Source organism: Hugonella massiliensis (assembly GCA_001486445.1).
Lineage (GTDB): Bacteria > Actinomycetota > Coriobacteriia > Coriobacteriales > Eggerthellaceae > Hugonella > Hugonella massiliensis.
Map to the genome: position 1 here is coordinate 57,679 of LN908982.1, position 21,139 is coordinate 78,817.

The following is a 21,139-nucleotide window of genomic DNA, read 5'->3' on the forward strand; positions in this document are numbered from 1 at the left end:
TCATTTCCTCTCGAGATTGATCTCGGATATTGCCTCATGCTTGCGCGACCGCACGCACTCGACGAGGGCCAGAACGACGTCGATGAGCGCGCAGAAAAACATGCGGTCATCGTCATGCAAAGCCACCAGCGCCAGTCGGTAGTCGGCAAGCCAGGTAAAGCGTTCGGATACGAAGGAATCGGCAAGGGACTCATCGGAGCGATAGAGCGAAGCCGCCAAGCCGGCTTCTACCGCCACATGGTCGGGCGTGGATACCAGGCGTTCGGGCACGTCGAGTTCCATGGAAGAAATGAGATCGCCCATGTAGCGGGCAGAGATGCCGTCGTATGCCGGCACGCCAGAGGCGCCCGCTCGATAGAGCGATTCCACCGGCACGGCGCTTTGCGGAAGCCCTCCTGTGAAATGCCGCGCGGCAAACGCGCGTACCTCTTCGAAGCCGAGGGGGTGACGCAGCGCCATGAGTTCGCCGGACGCAAGCACGTCGGTCAGGACCGAGCACTCGTCGTTTGCGATCGTCTCGCACGCGTCAAGGTATTCCGACCACGCAGAGAACCCCGTGAGGGCATTCCATCCATCGAGCTCTGCGGGAGCAAAGCCCGCGCACACGACGTCGAACACGAGAGCTTTCTTTTCCGCATCCATGCTTCCCTCCTTCCTTACCTATCCAACACCTACGCTGTGCCCGATCAGCTTCCCTGGTAGGGACGCACCAGGTCGCCGGTGAGCTCGGTGGTGTTGATAATGCCCTTGGAAAGCGCCTCTTCGGCGATGTCCTGCCAATCGATGAACTTGATGGCTCCGTTGGGGCACTGCTCGGCGCAGCGGCCGCAGGAGATGCATTTGGTCGAACGACCGGTTTCGCTGCTCACCACGGGGATGTTCCAGGGGCAGGCCTCATGGCACATGCCGCAGCCGATGCACACGTCGGTGTCTACCACGCGCGCGCCCGTCTTCTCGTCGGAATGGATCGCGTGTACGGGGCAGTACTTGACGCACCAGGCATCTTCGCACTGCTTGCAGGCCTTGATGGTGAACTGGCAGTTGCCGTAGATGCCGTCTTCGGTATCGGGGCTCGCGCCGAAGTTGTAGCTTTCCCACACGCGCACGCGGGCCGTTTCCTGAGAAACCCAGCCGTCGTTGCGCAGGCTGCACATCATCTCGCAGCGCTGGCAACCGGAGCAGCGGCCGCGGTCGGTGACGATCATCTTCTGCGGTGTGGTGGAAAGTTCGATGCGACCGGACGCGATCGCATCCTCGGTCACGCCCCACTTCGCGACGACCCCGCCGACGATCAAGCCGGCGACGCCGCACCCGCACATGGCGAGCACGTCGCGACGCGTGAAATTCTTCTTGGTATCGGACGCGCGGCGCACCGCCCGCCCGACAAGCGATCTCCATAGTTCCCGGTTTCGCACAACGCCCGAACATCGAGGAGATTTGGAGAACAACATGGCTGATGAAAAGTCATACGGTTGGGCGGGCAAGATGCTCCGCGTCAACCTGACGACGGGCTCCATCACCACCGAGCCGACCGAGCCCTACAAGGACTACATCGGCGGCATGGGCCTGGCCAACAAGATCATGTTCGACGAGGTGCCGGCGGGGACCGACCCGCTGTCTCCCGAGAACAAGATCATCTTCGCCGTGGGCCCGCTCACCGCGACGGGCGTGCCCCTGGCAGGCCGCACCACGATCTGCAGCCTGTCCACCTTCACCAAGGACCACCTGGTCGTCGACGCCCACTGCGGCGGCATGATCGGCGCCCGCATCAAGCAGGCCGGCTACGACGCCATCATCGTGGAGGGTGCCTCCGACAAGCCGGTCTACCTCAACATCGTCAACGACAAGGTCGAAATCAAGGACGCCGGGTTCGTGTGGGGCCTGGGCACCCGCGCCACCACCGAGGCCCTCTCGCGCGCCGAGTCGACCCGCGCCTGCGTGGCCGCGATCGGGCCGGCCGGCGAGAACCTCCTGCCCTACTCCTGCATCATTAACTCGCGCAACCACTCCGCCGGCGCCGGCACGGGCGCGGTGATGGGGTCCAAGAAGCTCAAGGCGCTCGTGGTCGAGGGCAACCGCCCCGTCTACGTGAAGGACCCCCAGGCCGTGGCCGACCTTTCCGACTACATGCTGCGCGAGGTCATCGGCTCGAACAACAACCACGTGGTGCCGAGCACCCAGCAGGAATGGGCCGAGTACTACGACGAGGGCTCGCGCTGGACGGCCAAAAAGGGTCTCAACTGGGAATTGGGCGAAGACGGTCCCATCGAAACCGGCGAGCCCAAGCCCGGCGAGCTCAACACCGTGGGCTACCGCTGCATGAAGTCCACCAAGGACTTGGGTGCGGCGGCCAGCGCCTATACCATCAAGATGAACGGTTGCCACGGCTGCCCGATCCACTGCTACAGCGACCTGCGCAATCAGGCATCCGCCGATGCGGGCGCCTACGCCACGGCGGGCAATACCTGCGCTTCCAACTTCCCGTGGCTCTACACCGAGTCGATCATGAAAACCGGCATCAACCAGAAGCAGATGCCCAACGAGTTCATCAACTGGAACAACGCGATCGGCACGACGATGGACGACCTGGGCCTGTGGTGCAACTACGCCCAGCTTTACCGCGACATCGGCCACTGCATCAAGGAAGGCATCTGGCAGCGCGTCCTTCCGGCCGACGAGTACAACATGTTCGACTGGACCAAATTCAACAAGGACACCCAGGACCCCTCGGTCTACGTGCAGATTCTCAAGCACATCGCCCAGAACGACAACGAGATGGCCTACGTGGGCCACGGCCCCTTGGTTTGGTGCGAGCGCTGGAACGACCAGTCTTGGTTCGACACGACGGCGTCCTGCCTGATCAACTACCGCGGCTGGCCGGTGCACCATGCGCATGAGTGCTTCGCCCAGGTGGGCCTGCTCTACAACATGGTCTTCAACCGCGACGACATGATCCATTCGGCCGTGAACTTCCAAGGCTGCGGTTTGCCTTTCGACGTGAAGCAGCAGATCGCCGAAGAGGTCTGGGGCGGCGCCGACGCCATCGACCAGAACAAGAACTACACGCCCATGAACGAGCACAAGGCCAACTTCGCCTGGTGGAGCGTCGTCACCGACGTCCTGCACGACAGCCTGACCCTGTGCAACTGGGTGTGGCCGATGACCATGAGCCCGACCAAGGCCCGCGACTACCGCGGCGACCTCGATTTGGAGGCCAAGTTCTTCAAGGCCGTCACCGGCGAGGACGTCACGACCGACGACCTCTACAAGGCGGGAGAGAAGATCATCACCCTGCAGCGCTGCAACACCGAGCGCGGCATGGGCACCGACGACTTCCGCAACGTCCACGACACGGTGACCAAGTGGCCCTTCACCAAAGACCCCGACATCCAGCCGTTCACCGCGGGCACCGACAAGATGGAAGCCAACGATTGGCAGACCGCCCTCACGATGTTCTACAAGCGCTTCAGCTGGGACGAGCAGAAGGGCTGCCCGACCGCAGAGTACCTCGACGAGAACGGCATGTCCGACGTCAAGGAAGCCTTGCAGCAAGCCGGCCTCATGTAGGCCCGCCTCCTTCCTCCGCGGCGGCGGATGAGTCGGAGGGGCCACATCCCTTTGACTCATCCGCCGCGAAGCCCCCGACCGCATCCTCGCGGCCGGGGGCTTTTTCGTGTGGATGAGTCAAAGGGACCACATCTCTCCGACTCATCGTGGGACGGCCTTCGCCCGTCGCCCCGCGCGCTCGCTATTCCGAATACCGGGCCACGAAATCAAGGATGTCCTGCCGGGAATGCAAGCCCGTCTTCGCATAGATGCGCTTGATGTGTGCATGCACCGTATCGGGCGAAATCACCAGCTCTTCGGCCACCTTGCGTTGGGTGTGTCCCAACGCGTACAAAGTGAGCACCTCGATTTCGCGATCGGAAAGCAAGAAGCTCTCACCCAGCTTCCGCACGTTCTCGCGCATGGCCTCGGTGCGCAGCTCCTCCAGCGAAGCGGGCTTCTTGTCGGCGTCGACGCCCATCATGGCGCGCAGCGCCGTCGACTTGCGGGCGGCCACGCGGTCGCGTTCGTCCATGAGCACGCGCACGTAGAGCGACGCCACCAAGATGCCCGAAGCGAAGGCGAGCACAGCGATGAGCACGAGCATCTGCGAAGGGGTCACCCCGACCATCGCCAATCCGAATTCGCCGATGCGCGCCAGGGCGCGGAAGAAAAGAAAGACGATCATTCCGCCGAACAGGTAATAGTAGGGATCGCGCCAACCGAAGCTCATGAAGGCCACGATAAGAGCCCATTCGAAGGCGACCATGAGCGCGTTGAGGACCGTCGTCGCCACAGCGCCCACATAAAGAGCATCGGGCAAAAACGCGTAGAGGATGAGCACCACCGCAACAAGGACGAGCAGAAGGGTCCACATCCGCAAAGAGAAGGGGAAGCGATGGGGCACAGCCAGCTGGGCGATCACCTCTCCCAGGCAGATCGCCACAATCGCCAGGCAGCAGATCACGCGCGCCTCGAAGGTAAAGGGAATGGGCAAGCCTGCTGGAAAGCCGCGCATAAGGCCGATGGCAAGGGCGAGCACGGCAATGCTCACGCCGTTGTCGATAAGAAGGCGGGCGACGGAGCCCCGGTCCTTGGACGCGTTTTCCATGAGGCTGGGCCCCGGCACCTCCACCCGGCAGGCAAGCGGAGCCCTGCGCGCTTGTTGCATCAGGGGGAACTCGAGCACGAGAAGGGCGCAGGAGAGCATATCGTCCCACATGCCCGACAGGGACAAGGGAAGCGGCAGAAGGTCTCCCGCGTTCGACAGCACGGCACACACGAGGAGCTCCGCTTCGCTTATCGCCAGGGCGGAAAACAGCACGACCACCACCGTGCTCAACAGGGAGCCGCGCACGTAGCGAAGCCAATATCCCAATATGATCACGCCAAGCAGGGTGTTGAGGCCGTTGACCAGGATTCTCACCGAAGGCGGCCATACGCCGAAAGAGCTCGCATATCCCGCGCACAGCATGACAACGCATTGAGTCGCGACAGCCCCGATCATGAGCCTGCGCACCTGCTTCTTTTCCAAATGAATGTCGGCCTTGGCGATAACGAGCACCAAGACGAGTGCGAGAGCGGTGAAAACCATGGTGGCCCCGTCGGTGTAGACGCCCTCGTCGCTGTTCACATAGCTTCCATAGGTGGGAACGATGATCGAGCAACGGCCGACGGCAAGGCCCACGGCAATCGGCCACAGCGGCGCTATGGCCGCCAGGCTTTCCCTCGTCGCCTTCAAGCCGGGAACAGGCGTGGGGCTCTCCTCTGCTACGTCCGCGTTCGCTTCGTTCATAGAACCGCCCTTCCTGCTTACCTGGTTCTCTCTAGGAATGTAGCGCAGCTCTCCGTATCCTAGCGCATCGCTCTTACGATGAGGAAAGCCGCTGTCCAACGGCCGCTTTTTTCACCTCTTTCGGGCACATCTCACGCGAACGGGCGCCCGTGGGCACGTTACCCCCAAAGAGGGTACGAAAGGAGCAGGCGAAACGGCCATACTAAAAGCAACGAAAGGGGTTCTCATGGCCGAAACGAACAGCACGATTCCCACCTTCCCGCAGAATTCGGCGTTCCACGCCGACGACGCAATGGGAACAGAGAGCGACGCGGCGCAACCAGCAGGCGACGCGGTAGCCGAAGCCGAAAGCGCGCCCGCGCCCGCCACGGCCGAAGACGTCGAAGAGGCCCTCGCGCGCGCGTTCGCCGACGTGCGCGCCCAAAGCGCCGACAGCGCGCTCGTGACCCCCGAGCGCTGGGAAACCGCGCAGATAGCGCCCGCCGGCATGGACCCGGCCGTCTTCGCCCAGCTCGTCTTCGACGTGATCGACGCCAACGCCAAGCGGGCCGCCGACCCCCCGGACGCTCCCCCCGAAGCTCCCCCTTATACCCCTCTCCCTGCGTACACGACACCGGCCCACCCCACCGTGACCCAGTCGCCCTTCCCCCACCCCCCCCCCACCACCCCCTCACCCCCCCCCCCCCCCCCCCCCACCCCACCCCCTCCCCCCCCCCCCCCCCCCCGCCCCCCCACCCCTCCCGGCGCGGAGGCCCCATCCCTCCCCGGCCAGGTGCTCGCCGCCCTGGCCGCCGGCACGTTCGCCGTGCCTACCGCCGACATCGCGGTCCTGCAGGGCGCCAAGTCCCGCTACCTGTATTCGACCGACTTCATGACCGACTCGTTCGCCCATTGGTCCTATCTGGCGCTCGAAGACGACAAGGTCGCCACGTTCGTCGACATCGTGCGCGAGGAAAGCCGCGTCTACCCGCGCCCCATGGTCTACCGCGCCCTGCTCAACGACCCCTTCGACATGACCGAAGACGAGGTGCTCGACTGCTGGAAGACCGTGCAGGAAAGCGAGAAGTTCCCCGACATCGCCTCCTGCAGCGCGAGCAACGGCGATGCCTACTTCTATTCCTCCGATTACCTGAGCGAAGCGCAGGCCAAGGCGCTCGCAGAATACTATTCGGTCGAACGCTGGATGAACCCCTAACGACGGTGCGGGCCCCAGCCCGCCGCGACCCGCACCTTCCACTCCCCTGCAACGCTCATTTTGGAGGCCCTTATGCAAGACCAGGTTCGCAACGTGTACATGGACGTCCCCGACCGTCGCGTCATCCGCACGGCCGACGTCTACCAAACGCAGACGGAAATCGGCACGCGCGGCTATTCGGACAAGCTGCTCTCGATCGTGGCCGACTTCAAAAACAGCGGTGTCCCCGAAGGGTGTAACGCCGAAGGCATGGCCGGCAAATCCAAGCGCGGCGAAGTCGCCTGCCAGCTCTTCGCCGTCATCAACCCCGACACGCACGTAATCGAGCACATCGGCTTCCGCAGCCGCGGCTGCCTGGCCATGACCGGCTGCGCGAGCGAGATCTGCGTGCTCGCCTGCGGGCTCACGATCGAGGAGGCCCTGAAGCTTTCCCCCGCCGATGTGGTGCGCGCCGTCGACGGCGTACCCGCCGACAAGAACGACACGCCCGTGTTCGCCGTGGAAGCCCTGCATGCGGCCATCGGCGACTTCCTGCTCGCAAACGGCGGGCTCGAGGCAGTCGATCGCGTCGCCCCCTGCGACCAAGACGCGATCGACTGCCTGCTCTGCGAGCACTGCAGCCTGCGCGACCTGCGCATTCAATGGCTCGTCGACCATCGCTAGAACTGCCTTTTCTACCGCCCCGGCGCGAGCGCGCGACTCCCTTCCCGCAAGATCGCTCCGGGGCGGTTTCGTCTCGCCCGCCGCACGCGACTCCTCACGCCCGTTAAAGAATTCGTATCAATTCGCCCACAGAGCTTTCGGCGGTGGGCGAGACGGGTAAGATGGGGGATTACTTCCAGCTGACGGTTCGATCCTTTCCACGAAAGGGCGGTGCGATGACTCCCAATTTCTGCATAAACTGCGGCGAGGCTCTGAAGCCGGGCGCCCATTTCTGCGCGAATTGCGGGGCCCCCATCGAAGAGAACCCGCTTTCGCCCGCAGCAGCCGCCGCCGCAGCCGTCGCAGCCCCCGCAGAAGTCAAGGCCGAAGCCGCTGCAGCGGCCGATGCCGACTTCAGCGACGTGCCCGTCGAAGACGTCCTCATCGACGGGGCCATGCCCGAAGAGGCCACGGCCCCCATTATGGACGTGCCCTTCATCTCGCCGCGCCCGCGATCGCTCAACATCCCCACGATCAGCCCGAGCGCCGCGGCCTTCGCCCGCCCCGATATGGAACACGTGGTGGCGCACACGCCTGCCCCGCAGAGCGCCGAAGGCGCTCTTTCGTGCGAGGCCACCCAGATGCTCAACTGGTCGACCGACGTGAGCGCCGACGAAACGCGCGTGCTCCACTTCAACACGCCCCTCACCGACAACGAGCCGGTCGCCACCGAATCGGCCGACAAGGACCTCTCCGGCTTCGACGTGCCGGCCACGCCCTTCTTCGACGATGACAACTACCTGGTTCCCGGCAACGGCTACGGCCCCAAAATCGCCGCGAGCACCGCAACGAGCGACCAGGGCTTCGGCAGCGCGACCGACGAATGGGCCGCCGAACGCCCCGAAGGCTGGACGTCGGGCCTCAACCCCCAGCGCACGTCGGTCATGGCCACGCCGGTGACCAACATGAACCAGCGCGGCGACACCGACATCATGTCGCCGATCACCGACGAAGCGCGCGAAGCGGCCGGGGTCTTCGGCGCTCCGCAGATCTATTCCGCCCAAAACACCACGGCCCGCCGCTGGTCGGCCGGCAAAATCGCCCTCATCGTGGCCGCCGTCCTCTGCGCCTTCGCGATCATCTACTACGTGCAGTTCAACCCCTACTGGTTCGAGAACCTGCAGTCGGCCCTGCGCGACTGGGGCGCCCAACAGGGCCAGGACCTTCTGGGGCAGATCGTCCAGCAGCTCAACCAGATCGGGAAGTAGCCCGCGCCGCTCGCAGGCATCCCGCACCCCGCCCGCGCAAAGGGGTCCCGCCGGCAGGTGCCGACGGGACCCCTTTCAGTTGCATCTGTCGCCGCAGCCTTACGCGTAATCGGCCGCCAGCGCGGCAAACGCCGGCTCCGAACGCTCGATTACGCCCTGGTCGACGCAGTAGCTCAGGCGCACCCAGCCCTTTCCGCCGAAGCCGTCGCCGGGCACGATGAGCAACTCGTGCTTCTTGGCCTGGTCGCTGAACTTCTGAGCGTCGGGCTCGAGCGCCTTCACCCACAGGTAGAAGGCCCCGTCGGGCGCGATGTACTCGAAACCGCACCGGTCCATGATGCCGGTGAGCAGATCGCGGTTCACACGATACTGAGACACATCGGCCGAATCGTCCACGCACGTCTGAATCACGCGCTGGAAGAGCACGGGCGCGCAGATGTAGCCGAGCGCGCGGCCCGCGCCGGACACCGCGTTGAAGACCGTTCGCCATTCGGCGCAGGTGTCGGGCACGAGCACCCAGCCGATGCGCTCGCCCGGCAGGCTCAGGGCCTTGGAATACGAATAGCATACGATGGTGTTCGCGTAGAGGGCGGGCACCCAGGGCACTTCCTTGCCGTAGGAGATCTCGCGGTAGGGCTCGTCGGAGATGAGGAAGATCGGGTGGCCGTAAGTTTCCTGCTTGCGCTCGAGCAGGGCGGCGAACGCCTCGAGGTTCTCGCGCGTGTACACCGTGCCCACCGGGTTGTTGGGGCTGTTGATGATCACGGCTTTGGTGTGCTCGTCGAGCATGCGGTCCATCGCGTCGACGTCGATCTGGAAATCGGTCGCGCGCGCCGGGACTTCGACGAAGCCGGCCCCGTGAGTCGTGGCCCACACGCGGTACTCGGTGAAGTAGGGGGCGACGGTGGCGATCGTGTCGCCGTCCTCGATCAGCCCCTTGAAGACCATGCTGATCGAAGCCGAGGCGCCGTAGGTCAGATAGAGGTTCTCGTAGGTGTAGGTCGTGCCCCACCGGCGGTTGAGCGATTCGGCGATCGTCTGGCGCACGTCGGGGTGGCCGGCCGACTGCGAGTAGGCGTGCACATAGACCGGGTCCTGCTGGGCCAGGTCGCGAATGGCCTCGGTCACCGATGCGGGCGCGGGAGCCGAAGGGTTGCCGATGCTGAAGTCGAACACCTTGTCGGCACCGATTTCGGCCTTGCGGGCCGCTCCGTAAGCGAACAGTTTGCGAATGGGGCTGGGCGCGACGCCGTAGCCGAGCATATCCTGATTGACCATGTTGTCCTCCCTGATAGTTTCGCTTTAGCATACTACAGTGAGACCCGAGAATACGCGCAAGCGCCCGAATAGCCCACGCGAAAGGAAGAACCATGGAACAGATCGAATTGGCCGCCCCCGAAGCCGCCGAGACCCTGAACGTGCCCCAGGTGGTGGAACTCGAGCAGCGCATCGCCGCCGAGGGAACCTCGCTCGCCACCCTTATGGACCGCGCCGGGCAGGCGATCGCCCAGGCCGTCGTCGAACTCTTTCCCGCCGCCGGCCGCGCCACCGTGCTCGCGGGCGCAGGCAACAACGGCGGCGACGGCTGGGTGGCGGCCGAGCGCCTCTGCGCGCGCGGATGGCAGGTCACGCTCGTCTCGCCCAAGGCGGCCGCGTGCATTTCCGCCCATCCCGCACATGAGGCGGCCGTCAGAGCGGCAACCCGGGCGGGCGACGCCCTCACCGTAACGGTGGACCCGCAGGCTTCGGCGCTGAAGGGAGCCCTCGGCACGTCGAACGCGGTCGTCGACGCCCTGCTCGGCACCGGTTTCGATGCCGCCGAGGTCCGCGAGCCCCTGGCCAGCTGGATTCGCCTGCACAACGAGGAGAAGGGGCGCGCCGGTTTCGTCACCTTCGCGGCCGACGTGCCGAGCGGCCTTTCGGCTCAGCGCGGCACCGCCGCTCGCGCTTGCGTGACAGCCGATGAGACGATCACGATGCTCGTGGCAAAACCCGGCCTGCTCGTCCCCGAAGCAGCCCCCTACACCGGCCGCGTCCGCGTGGCGCTGATCGACCGGCCGTAGGGCGACACCGAGCGCCCCGCTGCGAGGCGGCGTACCTACCAGTCGGTGGCGTCGCCCGAGCTGTCGAGCGAGACCGGCGCGCTCTTGAAGGCGGCCTCCGCATTGGTCGCCACGTTGATCATGTCGCTCACGCGGGCCCCCACCTCGCGGATGTCGAAGTAGGCCTGCTTTTCGTAGGAGTGCAGGTCGCTCGTGACGCCGATCGCGTTGATGTTGAAAGAATGCGCATCGAACAGGGCGCGGTACATGTGGTAGGTCTGCGTGACCACAACCATCGAGTGCGGATCGAACACGAACCGCGCGCGGTACATGCTGTCGTACGTGTCGATGCCGGCATGGTCGCAGAAGATGTCCTCGCTCGGAACGCCCTGGTTGACGGCGTACTTCTTCATGTTCACGACCTCGTTGTAGGTCGCGTCGCTCTCGTTGTCGCCGCTCATGACGATCTTGGGGGCCACGCCCGCCTTGTAGAGTTCGACCGCCACGTCGAGCCGGTCCTTCAGAATTGTCGACGGCTCGCCGCTCGGCAGCATCGAGGCACCGAGCACGAGGATGCAGTCGTAGGTCTCGCCCTGGGACGCCGCCTGCTCCACCTCGTCCGCCGGGCGAATATGCCCCGCTTCGGTCGCCACTTCGTAGACGTTGGGAACGGCAATCGCCACCGCCGCGACAAGGACGGCGATGGCGATTGCGCGCACTATGAGCCTGAGAACTCGGTGCATCGGCGGCTATTTCACCACGATGTTGACCAGGCGCCCCGGAATCACGATGGCCTTCACGACCTGCTTGCCTTCGGTATGGGCAGCCACGGCCTCCAAAGCCGCGGCGCGCACGTCGTCTTCGGCGGCGTCGGCAGCCACCGTGATGCGGGCGCGCACCTTGCCGTTTACCTGCACGGCCAGTTCGACTTCGTCGGCCTTGGCCTTTTCGGGATCGAACGTGGGCCACGGCTCGTTGTAGAGGAAGCCCTCGTGACCGAGCGCGGTGTTCCACAGCTCGTCGGCCCAGTGCGGGGCCATCGGAGCCAGCAGCTTGACGATCGTCTCGGCGGCATCGCGGGCAAGCGCGGCCCATTCAGAATTGGCAGCGCGATCTTCGGCGCTGGTCACGTGCAGGAAGGTGCCGGCGGCGTTGGAAAGCTCCATGATCGCGGCGATCGCGGTGTTGAAGTTGTCGCGCTCCATGTCGTCGCCCACCTTGCCCACCACGCGATGGCGCTCGCGCAGCAGGGTCTTGGCGGCGTCGGCCGGCTTTTCCTTGCCTTTGTTGGCCGGCTGGTAGAGGGTGTCCTCTCCGGCGGCGCCCACCAGGTCGAAGACCTGGCGCCACACGCGGTTGAGGAACTTGTAGATGCCGGCCAGGCCCTCTTCGTCCCACTGCAGGTCCTTGTCGGGCGGAGCCATGAACAGGATGTAGGTGCGCACGGCGTCGGCGCCGTATTCGGCGATCATGTCTTCGGGGGCGATCACGTTGCCCTTCGACTTCGACATGGTCTCGCCGTTGCTGTCCTTCACCATGCCCTGGCACAGCAGGTTGGTGAAGGGCTCGTCGAAGTTGACGAGGCCCAGGTCGCGCAGGGCCTTGGTGTAGAAGCGGCTGTAGAGCAGATGGAGGATCGCGTGCTCGATGCCGCCGATGTACTGGTCGACGGGCATCCAGGAGTTCACCTTGGCCGAATCGAACGGCGCCTGGTCGTTATGCGGGTCGGTGTAGCGCATGTAGTACCAGCTGGAGCAGGTGAAGGTGTCCATGGTGTCGGTTTCGCGCTTGGCCGGACGGCCGCATACCGGGCAGGTGGTGTTGATGAACTCTTCATGGGTGGCCAGCGTCTCGCCGGCGGCGAGGTCGATGTCCTTGGGCAGCATAACGGGCAGGTCCTCTTCGGGAACCGGCACGGTGCCGCAGTGCTCGCAGTGGATGGCCGGGATGGGGTTGCCCCAGTAACGCTGGCGGCTGATCAACCAGTCGCGCAGGCGGTATTCGACCTTGCGGCGGCCGCGGCCCATCTCCTCGAGGGCCTTGACCACGGCGGCCTCGCCTTCGGAGTGCTTGCCGCCCACCATGCCCGTGTAGGGGCCCGACTGCACCAGGCGCCCTTCGGTTGCGTAGGCCTCGTCCCAGTCGACCGACGTCACCACGCGGTTCTGCTCGTCTTTGAGCGTGTCGTAGAGCGGGTCGTCCTCGCCCAGGATGATCGGCACGATCGGCAGGTCGTAGGCGCGGGCGAACTCGAAGTCGCGCTGGTCGCCGCAGGGCACGGCCATGACGGCGCCGGTGCCGTAGTCGGCCACCACGTAGTCGGCGACCCACACGGGCACCTTCTGGCCGTTGATCGGGTTCATCACGTAGCGGCCGGTGAAGGCACCGTGCTTTTCATGGTTGCCTTGGGCGCGCTCGACCGCGGTGACCTTCTTGGCCGCTTCGACCAGGTCTTTCACGGGCTGTTCGTATTCCGTGCCCGCAACGAGCTTGTCGAGGCCCTTGTATTCGGGAGCGAGCACGAAGAAGCTGCAGCCGAACAGGGTGTCGGCGCGCGTGGTGAACACGGTGATGATGTCGTCGTCGGTGGGATCGGCCGGGGCGTTCCCGTCGGCATCGCACAGGATGAAATCGACTTCGGCGCCTTCGGAGCGGCCGATCCAGTTGGCCTGCTGCTGCTTCACGCGCTCCGGCCAGCCGTCGAGCTGGTCGAGGTCGTCGAGCAGCTCCTGGGCGTAATCGGTGATCTTGAAGTACCACTGGGTGAGGTCGCGCTTTTCCACCTCGCTGTGGCAGCGCCAGCAGCGGCCTTCGATGACCTGCTCGTTGGCGAGCACGGTCTCGCAGCTCGGGCACCAGTTCACCGGGGAATTGCGGCGCTCGACGAGGCCCTTCTTCCAGAACTGCTCGAAGATCCACTGGCCCCAGCGGTAGTATTCGGGATCGCAGGCCACCACGGTGCGGTCCCAGTCGTAGGAGAAGCCCATGCGCTTGAAGCTGGACTTCTGCGTTTCGATGTTGGCGTAGGTCCACTTGGCGGGATGGCTATGATGCTTGATCGCGGCGTTTTCGGCGGGCAGGCCGAAGGCGTCCCAGCCCATGGGATGGAGCACGTCGTAGCCGCGCATGCGATGGTAGCGCGCGAGCACGTCGCCGATCGAATAGTTGCGCACGTGGCCCATGTGGATGTCGCCGGAAGGATACGGGAACATCTCGAGAATGTACTTCTTGGGCTTCTCGTCGTTGTCGGGCACGTGGAACAAGTCGGCCTTCGCCCATTCCCCTTGCAGCCTCGGCTCTATTTCGTGCGGATTGTATTCTTTCATCGTGATCCTTCTCGAATCAAAAACGTGCCAAGCGAATCGCTTTTCGGATGCGCACCATTATAGTGGTGCGCTCGCTGAATGGCATCGAACGCCCGCGATTCCGCGCGGCGCCTACAATCCCCAAACCGGGGCGCGCCGGGCGGACGCAGGGCCGCACCCGCCCGGCGCGCATCACGCGACGAAGCTTGACGCGAGAAGGGCCACACCCAGTGCGAGCGCCGCGAAGTCGTGCCCGGCGAAGGGGTACTCCTTGTAGCCGCTCGCGCGCGTGCGCAGGTTGAACCCGCGCACCTCGGCGGCGATGGCCGCGCTGTTGGTCTTGCGCACCGAGCCCACGAGCAGAGGCACGCACAGGGGCACCATGAGCCGCACCTTCCTGGCGAAGCCGCCGTCGAACTCCACCCCGCGCGCGGTCTGCGCTTCCATGATCGCGCTCATGTCGTTCATGAACACGGGGATGAAGTGCACCGTCGAGCTGAACACGAAGGCGTAGCGGTACGGAACGCGGCAGACCTTCACCAGGGAATTCGAGAGGTCGTTGATCTTGGTGACGTAGAAGGTGAGGAAGAGGGGGATGGCGCAGGCGACCAGGCGCAGGACGATCCGCACGGCCGCAAGCACCGACCCGGTGCCGATATAGCCCCACGGCAGGGGCACGAGCTGCGCACCGGACGGCGTGGTGAACAGGGCGATGAGCGCGAGGACGGCCGAAAAGCCGGCGACCGCTTTCGTGAGCCCAACGGTCTGCGGCATCAACTTGCAATGGGCCGCGAGCGCGTAGTCGAGCACGAGGATGGCGACGAGCACGGCGAAGCTGCGCGTGATGAAGCAGGCGAACACGATCAGCAGCGACACCGCGAGCTTGGCAACCGGGTTCATCCTGTGCAGCAGGCTGTCGCCCGGGACGTATTCCAAAAAGCCCTTCATCGCGGGTCCTCCTTCGCTTCGGCGACGTACGCTTCGATCGCCGCCGTCATCTCGTCGAGCGTGTTCGCGCGGGCGATCGGGGTCGCAGCAAGCTCGGGGTGGCGTTCCACCAGGCGCATCGACACGTCGACAACCTGAGGGGCGACGAGCCCCGCCCGCTCGAGCACGTCGCGGCGGCGCAGCACCTCGAACGTGGGCCCCGACGCCACCACCTCGCCCGAGGCCATCACGATCACGCGCTCGGCGTAGTCGGCCACCACTTCCATGTCATGGCAGACCATGACGACGGTCGTGCCGCGCGCGTGCAGATCGGCGATCACGCCCATGACCTTCTCGCATTCGCGGAAGTCCAGGCCGGTGGTGGGCTCGTCGAGGATGATCGTGTCGGGCTCCATCACGACGATCGAAGCCAGCGCAAGCAGCTGCCGCGTGCCGCGGTTGAGCAGGTAGGGCTCGGCTGCGGCGTCGAACCCGAAGCGCTCGATCGTCGCGTCCACGCGGGCGCGGGCCTCGTCGGTCAGGGCTCCCTGCGCGCGGAAGCCGAACGCGAGCTCTTCCCGCACCGTCTTGCAGCAGATCTGCCGGTCGGGGTTCTGGAAGAGGAATCCCACGCGCCGCGCGAGCTCGCTCGTGCGCAGCTCGGTCGTGGGCGTGCCGTCGACGAGGACCCGGCCTTCCGTCGCCTTGAGCAGCCCGTTGCACAGGCGCATCGTCGTCGACTTGCCCGCGCCGTTGGTGCCCACGAAGGCGACGAACTCCCCGTCTTCGATCGTGAAGTCCGCGTCGCGCACCACGGGCGTCTGCGCCGCGTAGGCCGCCGATACATGGTCGAACCGAATCATGCGATCGCCCCCTCCACCGCCGCCACAGCGTCCTCGACGTTGCGGCACACCGGGCCCGTGTAGAGGCCCCGCTCCCGCAGGCGGTTGCCCAGGCTCGTGGCGCGCGGGCAGTTGATGCCGCTCGCGCGCAGGTCGTCGGCATGCTCGAGCACTTCGGCGGGCGCGCCGTCCAGCAAGATACCGCCGTCCTTCACGATGAGGATGCGGTCGGCGTAGGCCGAAAGCAGGGCGATCTTCTGCTCGACGACGACCACCGTGGTGCCGTGCGTGCGCGCATAGCGGGCAAGCAGGTCGAACACGCCCTTCGAGCTGGCCGGATCGAGCTCGGCGGTCGGCTCGTCGAGCACGAGGACCGCCGGTCCCAGAGCCAAGATCGCCGCCACGGCCACCTTCTGCTTCTGCCCGCCCGAAAGGCTCGCGATCGTGCGGTCGCGCAGGTCGGAGATGCCCATGTCGGCCAGGGCCTGCGCCACGCGCCCCGCTATCTCGTCCTTCGGGAAGCCGAAGTTCTCTAAGCCGAAGAGCATCTCGTCTTCCACCACGCTCGAAACCATCTGCGAGTCGATGTCCTGGCAGACGCTGCCCACCAAGCGCGAGAGATCGGTGAGCGAGGTGTCGGCGGTATCGCGGCCGTCGATTTTCACCGACCCGTAGAAGTCGCCCGGGTAGCAATGCGGCACGATACCGTTGATGGCGTAGGTGAGCGTCGACTTGCCCGAGCCGGCCGCACCCGTTACGCCCACGAACTGGCCCGTGGGGACGGTCAGGCTCACGTTGCGCAGCACCAGGTCCGCGCCTTCCCGATAGCGGAAGCTCAGGTTCTCGATTTCGATCATCGCCCGTCCTTTCTCGTTCGCCTTCCGAAACCGTACGCACCCTGCGCTAGGCCAGCTTGAGGGCCTTTTTCAGGACCGGGGTGAGGATGGCGACCAGGATGGCGTTCAGGGTGGCGGTGCCGAACACCATGACCGCGTACGTCACGAACATAGCGGCCACCGGCAGCCCGTTCATCGCGCTGCCCACGATGAGGGCAAACACGTACCCCGAAAAGACGGTCGCGACGAAGGTGATGATGAAGGGGGAGACGACGTTGTGCAGACTAGCGTTGCCCTTGGCCACGCGCAGGAAGGCGGCGAGCAGGATGCCGCACACGAGCGCACCCACCAGTTCGGAGGCAATGTTGACCAACGGCGTGGCGTTGAGCATCGGAATCTGGCTGATGAAGCCCGTGATCAGGCCGATAATGCCCGCCTGATAGACCCTCGGCCGCGTGAGGATAATCGCCAGGCAGTACATCGCAATCATGAAGTTCGGCTTCATGCCGGCGAATGTGAGGAAGCTCGACACGGTGAGCTTGAGCACCGCGCCCGCAGCGAGCAGGACGGCGATAAGGATGAGGTCGCGCGTGGAAAAGCCCTTCGCGTCCTCGACGGCGGTGACGGTGCGCTTCTGTCCCATTGCTTCGATCGTAGCCATTGTCCTCGTTCCTTTCTTGGCGGTTGCCCGCCGACGTGGCCGTGCGGCCGGTGTGCATGTCGGCGTTTCGAACGAGGATGCGCGCGCCGGATGAGCCTTCGTCTTACCGCGCCTTGAGCGACTTACGGCGAAGCGGGTCCGCACATTAAAAAAGCCTGTCCTTTCGAGCCCTTGCGAGCTCCAAAGGACAGGCAATATAACCTGCGGTGCCACCTTTGCTTGGTTCCGGCTAGAGAACCCTCTCACGAACATGCCAACACATGTTCTGCCCGTAACGTGGGCGTACGGTCCGGATACTCGGCCCTGAGGCCTTTCCCCTTTCACCTCGGCGAACCATTTGCTGACCGGTGTCCTGCGGGATTTCCACCATCGCCCGCTCTCTGTGAAGGCCTTTGCCAACGTTACTTTCGCTTCAACGGTTTTAACAGCTATTCAGTTGTTGAACGTGACTTTAGAAAACGCCCCACCCGGCGTCAAGTTAAATGTTCGTTTCATGAGACAAGACCCCCACGTTGCGGCCCGCTTGGGGCGATGGGACCACCACGTCGCGGCGTCTTGCCCCATCGCCTCAGGCTTACGCCACGATGCCACCGCCCAGGCATTCGTCGCCGCGATAGACCACGGCCGACTGGCCGGGCGCCACCGCGTCATGAGGCTGCGCGAAGACGATGCGGAACCCGTCCGCGTCGCTCTCGAGCTGCGCCTCGCAGAGCGCTTCGCCGTGGTGGGTGCGCACCTGGCAGGCCCCCGTCGCCGGCACCGCGCCCGAAAGCCAGGCGACGTCTTCCAGCGCAAGGCCGCAAGCCCGGTGCGCCGAAGGTTCGCCGTCGCGCACGTAGACGGTGTTGGTCTCCATGTCCTTGCGGCACACGTAGTAGCGGGCGCCACCGCCGATTCCGATCCCCTTGCGCTGACCTATGGTGAAGTTGATCGCCCCGTCGTGGTAGCCCACCACCGAGCCCGTGGCCTCGTCGACGATCGGCCCCGGCACCGGCGGCACGTAGAGGCTCAGGAAGTCGCGAATGCCCGCCTCGCCCACGAAGCAGATGCCCTGCGAGTCGGCCTTATGGGCATTGGCCAGCCCGAAGTCGTCCGCAAGGGCGCGCACGTCGGTTTTCTCAAGCCCGCCCAGGGGGAAGAGCGTGCGAGCGAGGGCCCGCTGATGCATGCGGTAGAGGAAGAAGGTCTGGTCCTTGCGGGCGTCGACCGCCTGCAGCAAACGCGTGGGCTCGGTAGCCGGCTCGCCCGCCATCAGGGCGTTTGCCGTCTCCCACACCGTCGAGCGCGCATAGTGGCCCGTCGCGATGAAATCGAAACCGCCCTCGAGCGCCGCATCCAAGAAGATGCCGAACTTCACGTCCTGGTTGCACATGATGTCGGGGTTGGGCGTGCGACCCGCCTTGTATTCCCCCACCAGGTAGTCGACCACAGCCCGTTTGTAGGCATCCTGGAAGTCGAAGACGCGGAAATCCAAGTCGAGCCGCACGGCCACGCGCTTGGCGTCGGCCAGGTCGTCGGCCCAGGGACAACGCATGCCCGGCACGTCGATGATCCAGTTCTTCATGTAGGCGCCGGTCACCGCGAAGCCCGCTTGGGCCAGAAGCGCCGCCGTCACGCTCGAATCGACGCCGCCGCTCATCCCCACGAGCACGCGTGGCACCCGGCCGCTTGCGGCCTCCCACCGTTTCCGCGCGCCCGCGAGCGCAGCGCGCGTCGTTTCCACCGATTCCACTAGCGCGCCATCCTTTCGTATTCCCCGCGCACCACTTCGATGATGAGGCGGGCGGCACGGGCGGTGTTCTCTTCGGTCGAAAGATGGCCCAGCGTCAGACGCAAGCTGCCGTCGGCCAGCTCGGGCGGCATCCCGATCGCCGTGAGCACGTGGCTGCGCGTGTCCTTATTGGCCGCGCAGGCCGCGCCCGTGCCCACGAGCACGCCCACGTCTTCCAGCTTGAAGACGATGCGCTCGGCGTCGATGCCAGGGAAGGCGATATGCAGGCTGCCCGGGAGGCGATGCTTCTTATGGCCCGAAACGACCGCTTCGGGGAAGGCCGCGCACAGCGCGCGCTGGAGAGCGTTGCGCAGGGCCGCAAGACGGTCTGCTTCATGTTTGCGGTCGGCCACGGCCAGCGCCAGGGCCCGCGCGAAGCCTATGGTGCCGGCAACGTTTTCGGTCCCGCTGCGCAGACCGCGCTCCTGCCCGCCGCCCAGCACGCGCGGCGCAAGGCGCACCTCGCGGTGAGCCCACAGAAGGCCCACCTGCTTAGGCCCGTAAATCTTGGCAGCGTTCAAGGTCATCAGGTCGACGCCCAGGGTGGCCGTGTCGGTGTTGACCTGGCCGGCACCCTGGCTCGCGTCGGTGTGCAAGACGATCGGGGTCGTGACGCCGTCGCGCAGGCGGCGGACGCGTTCGGCACGCACCACTTCGGAAATCGCGCGCAGGGGCTGCACGGTGCCGATCTCGTTGTTGGCCAAACCCACGCTCACCAGTTCGGTGTCGGGGCGGATGGCCGCCGCGATGTCGTCGGGCGATACGAGCCCATGCTTGTTGACGCGCACGAAGGTATGGTCGTGGGTTGCCGCACAGGCGAGCACCGAGGCATGCTCGATTTCGGGCACCACCACATGGCCCGCAAAGGACCCGAAGGCAAGGTTGATCGATTCGGTCGCGCCTGCCGTGATCACCACCTCGGCCGGTTTGCCGCCGATTGCGTGCGCGAGATCGGCGCGCGCCTGCTCGAAGGCACGACGCACGGCGACCGCCGGCGCATAGGGGCTTGACGGGTTGAAGAACCGGTCGCTTTCAAAGGGAGCCATGGCTTCCCGCACGCGCGCGTCGAGCGGCGTCGCCGCCGCATGGTCTAAGTAGATGAAGTCTCTCTCGCTCGTCATTGTCGCCTTGCCGCCTCTCGATTGGTCCCGCCTATGATAGCGAATGGAGCGCAGACTGTCGCTTGGCGCGCGCCCTGCAGGCGCCCGCTTCGTATAATGCGAGGCGAGTAGCACGTGAGCGAACGGAGCCCTATGACCTACGATTTCGATGAGCCCGCCCCAAGGCGTGGGACCGACTGCTTCAAATACGATGCCATGCGCATGGCGCGCGGACGCGACGACCTCATCCCCCTCTGGATTGCCGACATGGACTTCAAGCTGCCCGAAAGCATCTTGAGCCCCCTGCACGAAATGGTCGACCGCGCGGCCTTCGGCTACACCTTCCCCAGCGATCGCTACTACGCCGCCGTGCACGACTGGTTCGCGCGCCGCTTCGGTTGGGAAACAAAGAAGCAGTGGATCGTCCGCACGCCCGGTGTCGTCTTCGCCGTGGCCCTTGCCCTGCAAACCTACACGCGCCCCGGGGACGCCGTGCTCATCCAGCAGCCCGTCTACTATCCCTTCGCCAAGCTCATCGCCCGCAACGGACGCACCTTGGTCAACAACGAACTCGTCTACGAAAACGGCACCTACCGCATCGACTTCGCCGATTTCGAGCGTCAGATCGCAGAGAACGACGTGAAGCTCTTCATCCTGTGCAGCCCCCACAATCCCGTGGGCCGCGTCTGGACCGAAGACGAGCTCGCCTGCATGGGAGAAATCTGCCGCGCCCACGACGTGCTCGTGGTCGCCGACGAGATTCACGCCGACTTCGTCTACCCCGGGCAGACCCATCACGTCTCCGCGACCGTCGAGAGCGCCTTCGCACGCAACTGCCTCGTCTGCACGGCCCCTAGCAAGACCTTCAACCTGGCGGGCTTGCAAGGGTCGAACATCTTCATCCCCGACCCCGGCTTGCGGAAGGCCTACATCGACGCGCTCGGCCGATTGGGCGACCTTTCGGTCAACATGATGGCCATGGCCGCAACAACCGCCGCCTACGAAACGGGCGGTCCTTGGGTCGACGAGCTCGTAGGCTACCTGGCCGGCAACGTCGACGCCGTACGGTCGGGCCTTGAGCGCGTGCCCGGCGTCAGCCTGGTGGAGCCCCAAGGCACCTACCTCATGTGGCTCGACTGCGCGGGGCTTGTCCACCGCCTGGGAGACCGGCCCCTCGACGACTTCATGGTCAACGAAGCCCGCCTGTGG

Annotated in this window: 18 protein-coding genes; 6 read left to right on the forward strand and 12 right to left on the reverse strand. The window is 65.2% G+C overall.

Translation table 11 applies throughout. The features are described 5' to 3' along the window. A complete protein-coding gene (locus tag BN3270_RS00445; RefSeq protein WP_058985149.1) occupies positions 1-642 on the reverse strand; it encodes a molecular chaperone TorD family protein in 642 nt (213 codons plus the stop codon). A 44-nt stretch (positions 643-686) separates the two neighbouring features. Then, on the reverse strand, positions 687-1,373 hold the full coding sequence (locus tag BN3270_RS00450; protein ID WP_271711852.1) for a 4Fe-4S binding protein: 687 nt from the start codon (positions 1,371-1,373) through the stop codon (positions 687-689). A 76-nt stretch (positions 1,374-1,449) separates the two neighbouring features. Here BN3270_RS00450 and BN3270_RS00455 point away from each other — a divergent pair, with 76 nt between their 5' ends. Then, complete coding sequence (locus tag BN3270_RS00455) at positions 1,450-3,567, forward strand: aldehyde ferredoxin oxidoreductase (protein WP_058985171.1); 2,118 nt, start codon at positions 1,450-1,452, stop codon at positions 3,565-3,567. A gap of 181 nt (positions 3,568-3,748) precedes the next feature. Here BN3270_RS00455 and BN3270_RS00460 read toward each other — a convergent pair whose 3' ends face one another. Further along, positions 3,749-5,341 carry a helix-turn-helix transcriptional regulator gene (locus BN3270_RS00460; RefSeq protein WP_058985151.1) on the reverse strand — a complete coding sequence of 531 codons (1,593 nt, stop codon included), beginning with the start codon at positions 5,339-5,341 and terminating at the stop codon, positions 3,749-3,751. Between the two features lie 805 nt (positions 5,342-6,146). On the opposite strand from BN3270_RS00460, the gene BN3270_RS09150 reads away from it, so the two are divergent. From BN3270_RS09150 to BN3270_RS00475, 3 genes are all read left to right on the forward strand, one after another. Next, positions 6,147-6,536 (forward strand): hypothetical protein, encoded by a 390-nt coding sequence (locus BN3270_RS09150; protein WP_167551300.1) that lies wholly within the window; start codon positions 6,147-6,149, stop codon positions 6,534-6,536. 72 nt (positions 6,537-6,608) lie between these two features. Further along, positions 6,609-7,199: an iron-sulfur cluster assembly scaffold protein gene (locus BN3270_RS00470; RefSeq protein ID WP_058985153.1), complete on the forward strand. Its 591-nt coding sequence runs from the start codon at positions 6,609-6,611 to the stop codon at positions 7,197-7,199. A gap of 215 nt (positions 7,200-7,414) precedes the next feature. After that, the gene (locus BN3270_RS00475; RefSeq protein ID WP_058985154.1) at positions 7,415-8,446 is read left to right on the forward strand and encodes a zinc ribbon domain-containing protein; all 1,032 of its coding nucleotides are present in this window, start codon (positions 7,415-7,417) and stop codon (positions 8,444-8,446) included. Positions 8,447-8,545: 99 nt separating this feature from the next. Here the strand turns inward: BN3270_RS00475 and BN3270_RS00480 are convergent, their stop codons facing one another. Next, positions 8,546-9,724 carry a pyridoxal phosphate-dependent aminotransferase gene (locus BN3270_RS00480; RefSeq protein ID WP_058985155.1) on the reverse strand — a complete coding sequence of 393 codons (1,179 nt, stop codon included), beginning with the start codon at positions 9,722-9,724 and terminating at the stop codon, positions 8,546-8,548. Positions 9,725-9,816: 92 nt separating this feature from the next. Between BN3270_RS00480 and BN3270_RS00485 the strand changes: the two genes are divergently transcribed. Beyond that, positions 9,817-10,509 (forward strand): NAD(P)H-hydrate epimerase, encoded by a 693-nt coding sequence (locus tag BN3270_RS00485; RefSeq protein WP_058985156.1) that lies wholly within the window; start codon positions 9,817-9,819, stop codon positions 10,507-10,509. A 35-nt stretch (positions 10,510-10,544) separates the two neighbouring features. Here BN3270_RS00485 and BN3270_RS00490 read toward each other — a convergent pair whose 3' ends face one another. The 8 genes from BN3270_RS00490 to BN3270_RS00525 form a co-directional block, all read right to left on the reverse strand. Further along, the gene (locus BN3270_RS00490) at positions 10,545-11,207 is read right to left on the reverse strand and encodes a SanA/YdcF family protein (RefSeq protein WP_167551301.1); all 663 of its coding nucleotides are present in this window, start codon (positions 11,205-11,207) and stop codon (positions 10,545-10,547) included. Positions 11,208-11,237: 30 nt separating this feature from the next. Beyond that, complete coding sequence (gene leuS, locus BN3270_RS00495) at positions 11,238-13,814, reverse strand: leucine--tRNA ligase (protein ID WP_058985158.1); 2,577 nt, start codon at positions 13,812-13,814, stop codon at positions 11,238-11,240. 171 nt (positions 13,815-13,985) lie between these two features. Next, positions 13,986-14,741 carry an energy-coupling factor transporter transmembrane component T family protein gene (locus BN3270_RS00500; protein WP_058985159.1) on the reverse strand — a complete coding sequence of 252 codons (756 nt, stop codon included), beginning with the start codon at positions 14,739-14,741 and terminating at the stop codon, positions 13,986-13,988. Then, the gene (locus BN3270_RS00505) at positions 14,738-15,583 is read right to left on the reverse strand and encodes an energy-coupling factor ABC transporter ATP-binding protein (RefSeq protein ID WP_058985160.1); all 846 of its coding nucleotides are present in this window, start codon (positions 15,581-15,583) and stop codon (positions 14,738-14,740) included. The genes BN3270_RS00500 and BN3270_RS00505 overlap by 4 nt, the downstream gene beginning before the upstream one ends. Next, positions 15,580-16,419 (reverse strand): energy-coupling factor ABC transporter ATP-binding protein, encoded by an 840-nt coding sequence (locus tag BN3270_RS00510; RefSeq protein WP_058985161.1) that lies wholly within the window; start codon positions 16,417-16,419, stop codon positions 15,580-15,582. Before BN3270_RS00510 ends, BN3270_RS00505 begins: the two co-directional genes overlap by 4 nt. A 46-nt stretch (positions 16,420-16,465) precedes the next feature. Then, a complete protein-coding gene (locus BN3270_RS00515) occupies positions 16,466-17,059 on the reverse strand; it encodes a tryptophan transporter (RefSeq protein ID WP_058985162.1) in 594 nt (197 codons plus the stop codon). A gap of 574 nt (positions 17,060-17,633) precedes the next feature. Next, on the reverse strand, positions 17,634-18,791 hold the full coding sequence (gene mnmA, locus BN3270_RS00520) for a tRNA 2-thiouridine(34) synthase MnmA (RefSeq protein ID WP_271711853.1): 1,158 nt from the start codon (positions 18,789-18,791) through the stop codon (positions 17,634-17,636). Then, positions 18,791-19,951: a cysteine desulfurase family protein gene (locus tag BN3270_RS00525; protein ID WP_058985163.1), complete on the reverse strand. Its 1,161-nt coding sequence runs from the start codon at positions 19,949-19,951 to the stop codon at positions 18,791-18,793. Before BN3270_RS00525 ends, mnmA begins: the two co-directional genes overlap by 1 nt. 132 nt (positions 19,952-20,083) lie before the next feature. Between BN3270_RS00525 and BN3270_RS00530 the strand changes: the two genes are divergently transcribed. Next, the coding region (locus tag BN3270_RS00530) for a MalY/PatB family protein (RefSeq protein WP_058985164.1) at positions 20,084-21,139 on the forward strand (1,056 nt) is incomplete at its 3' end.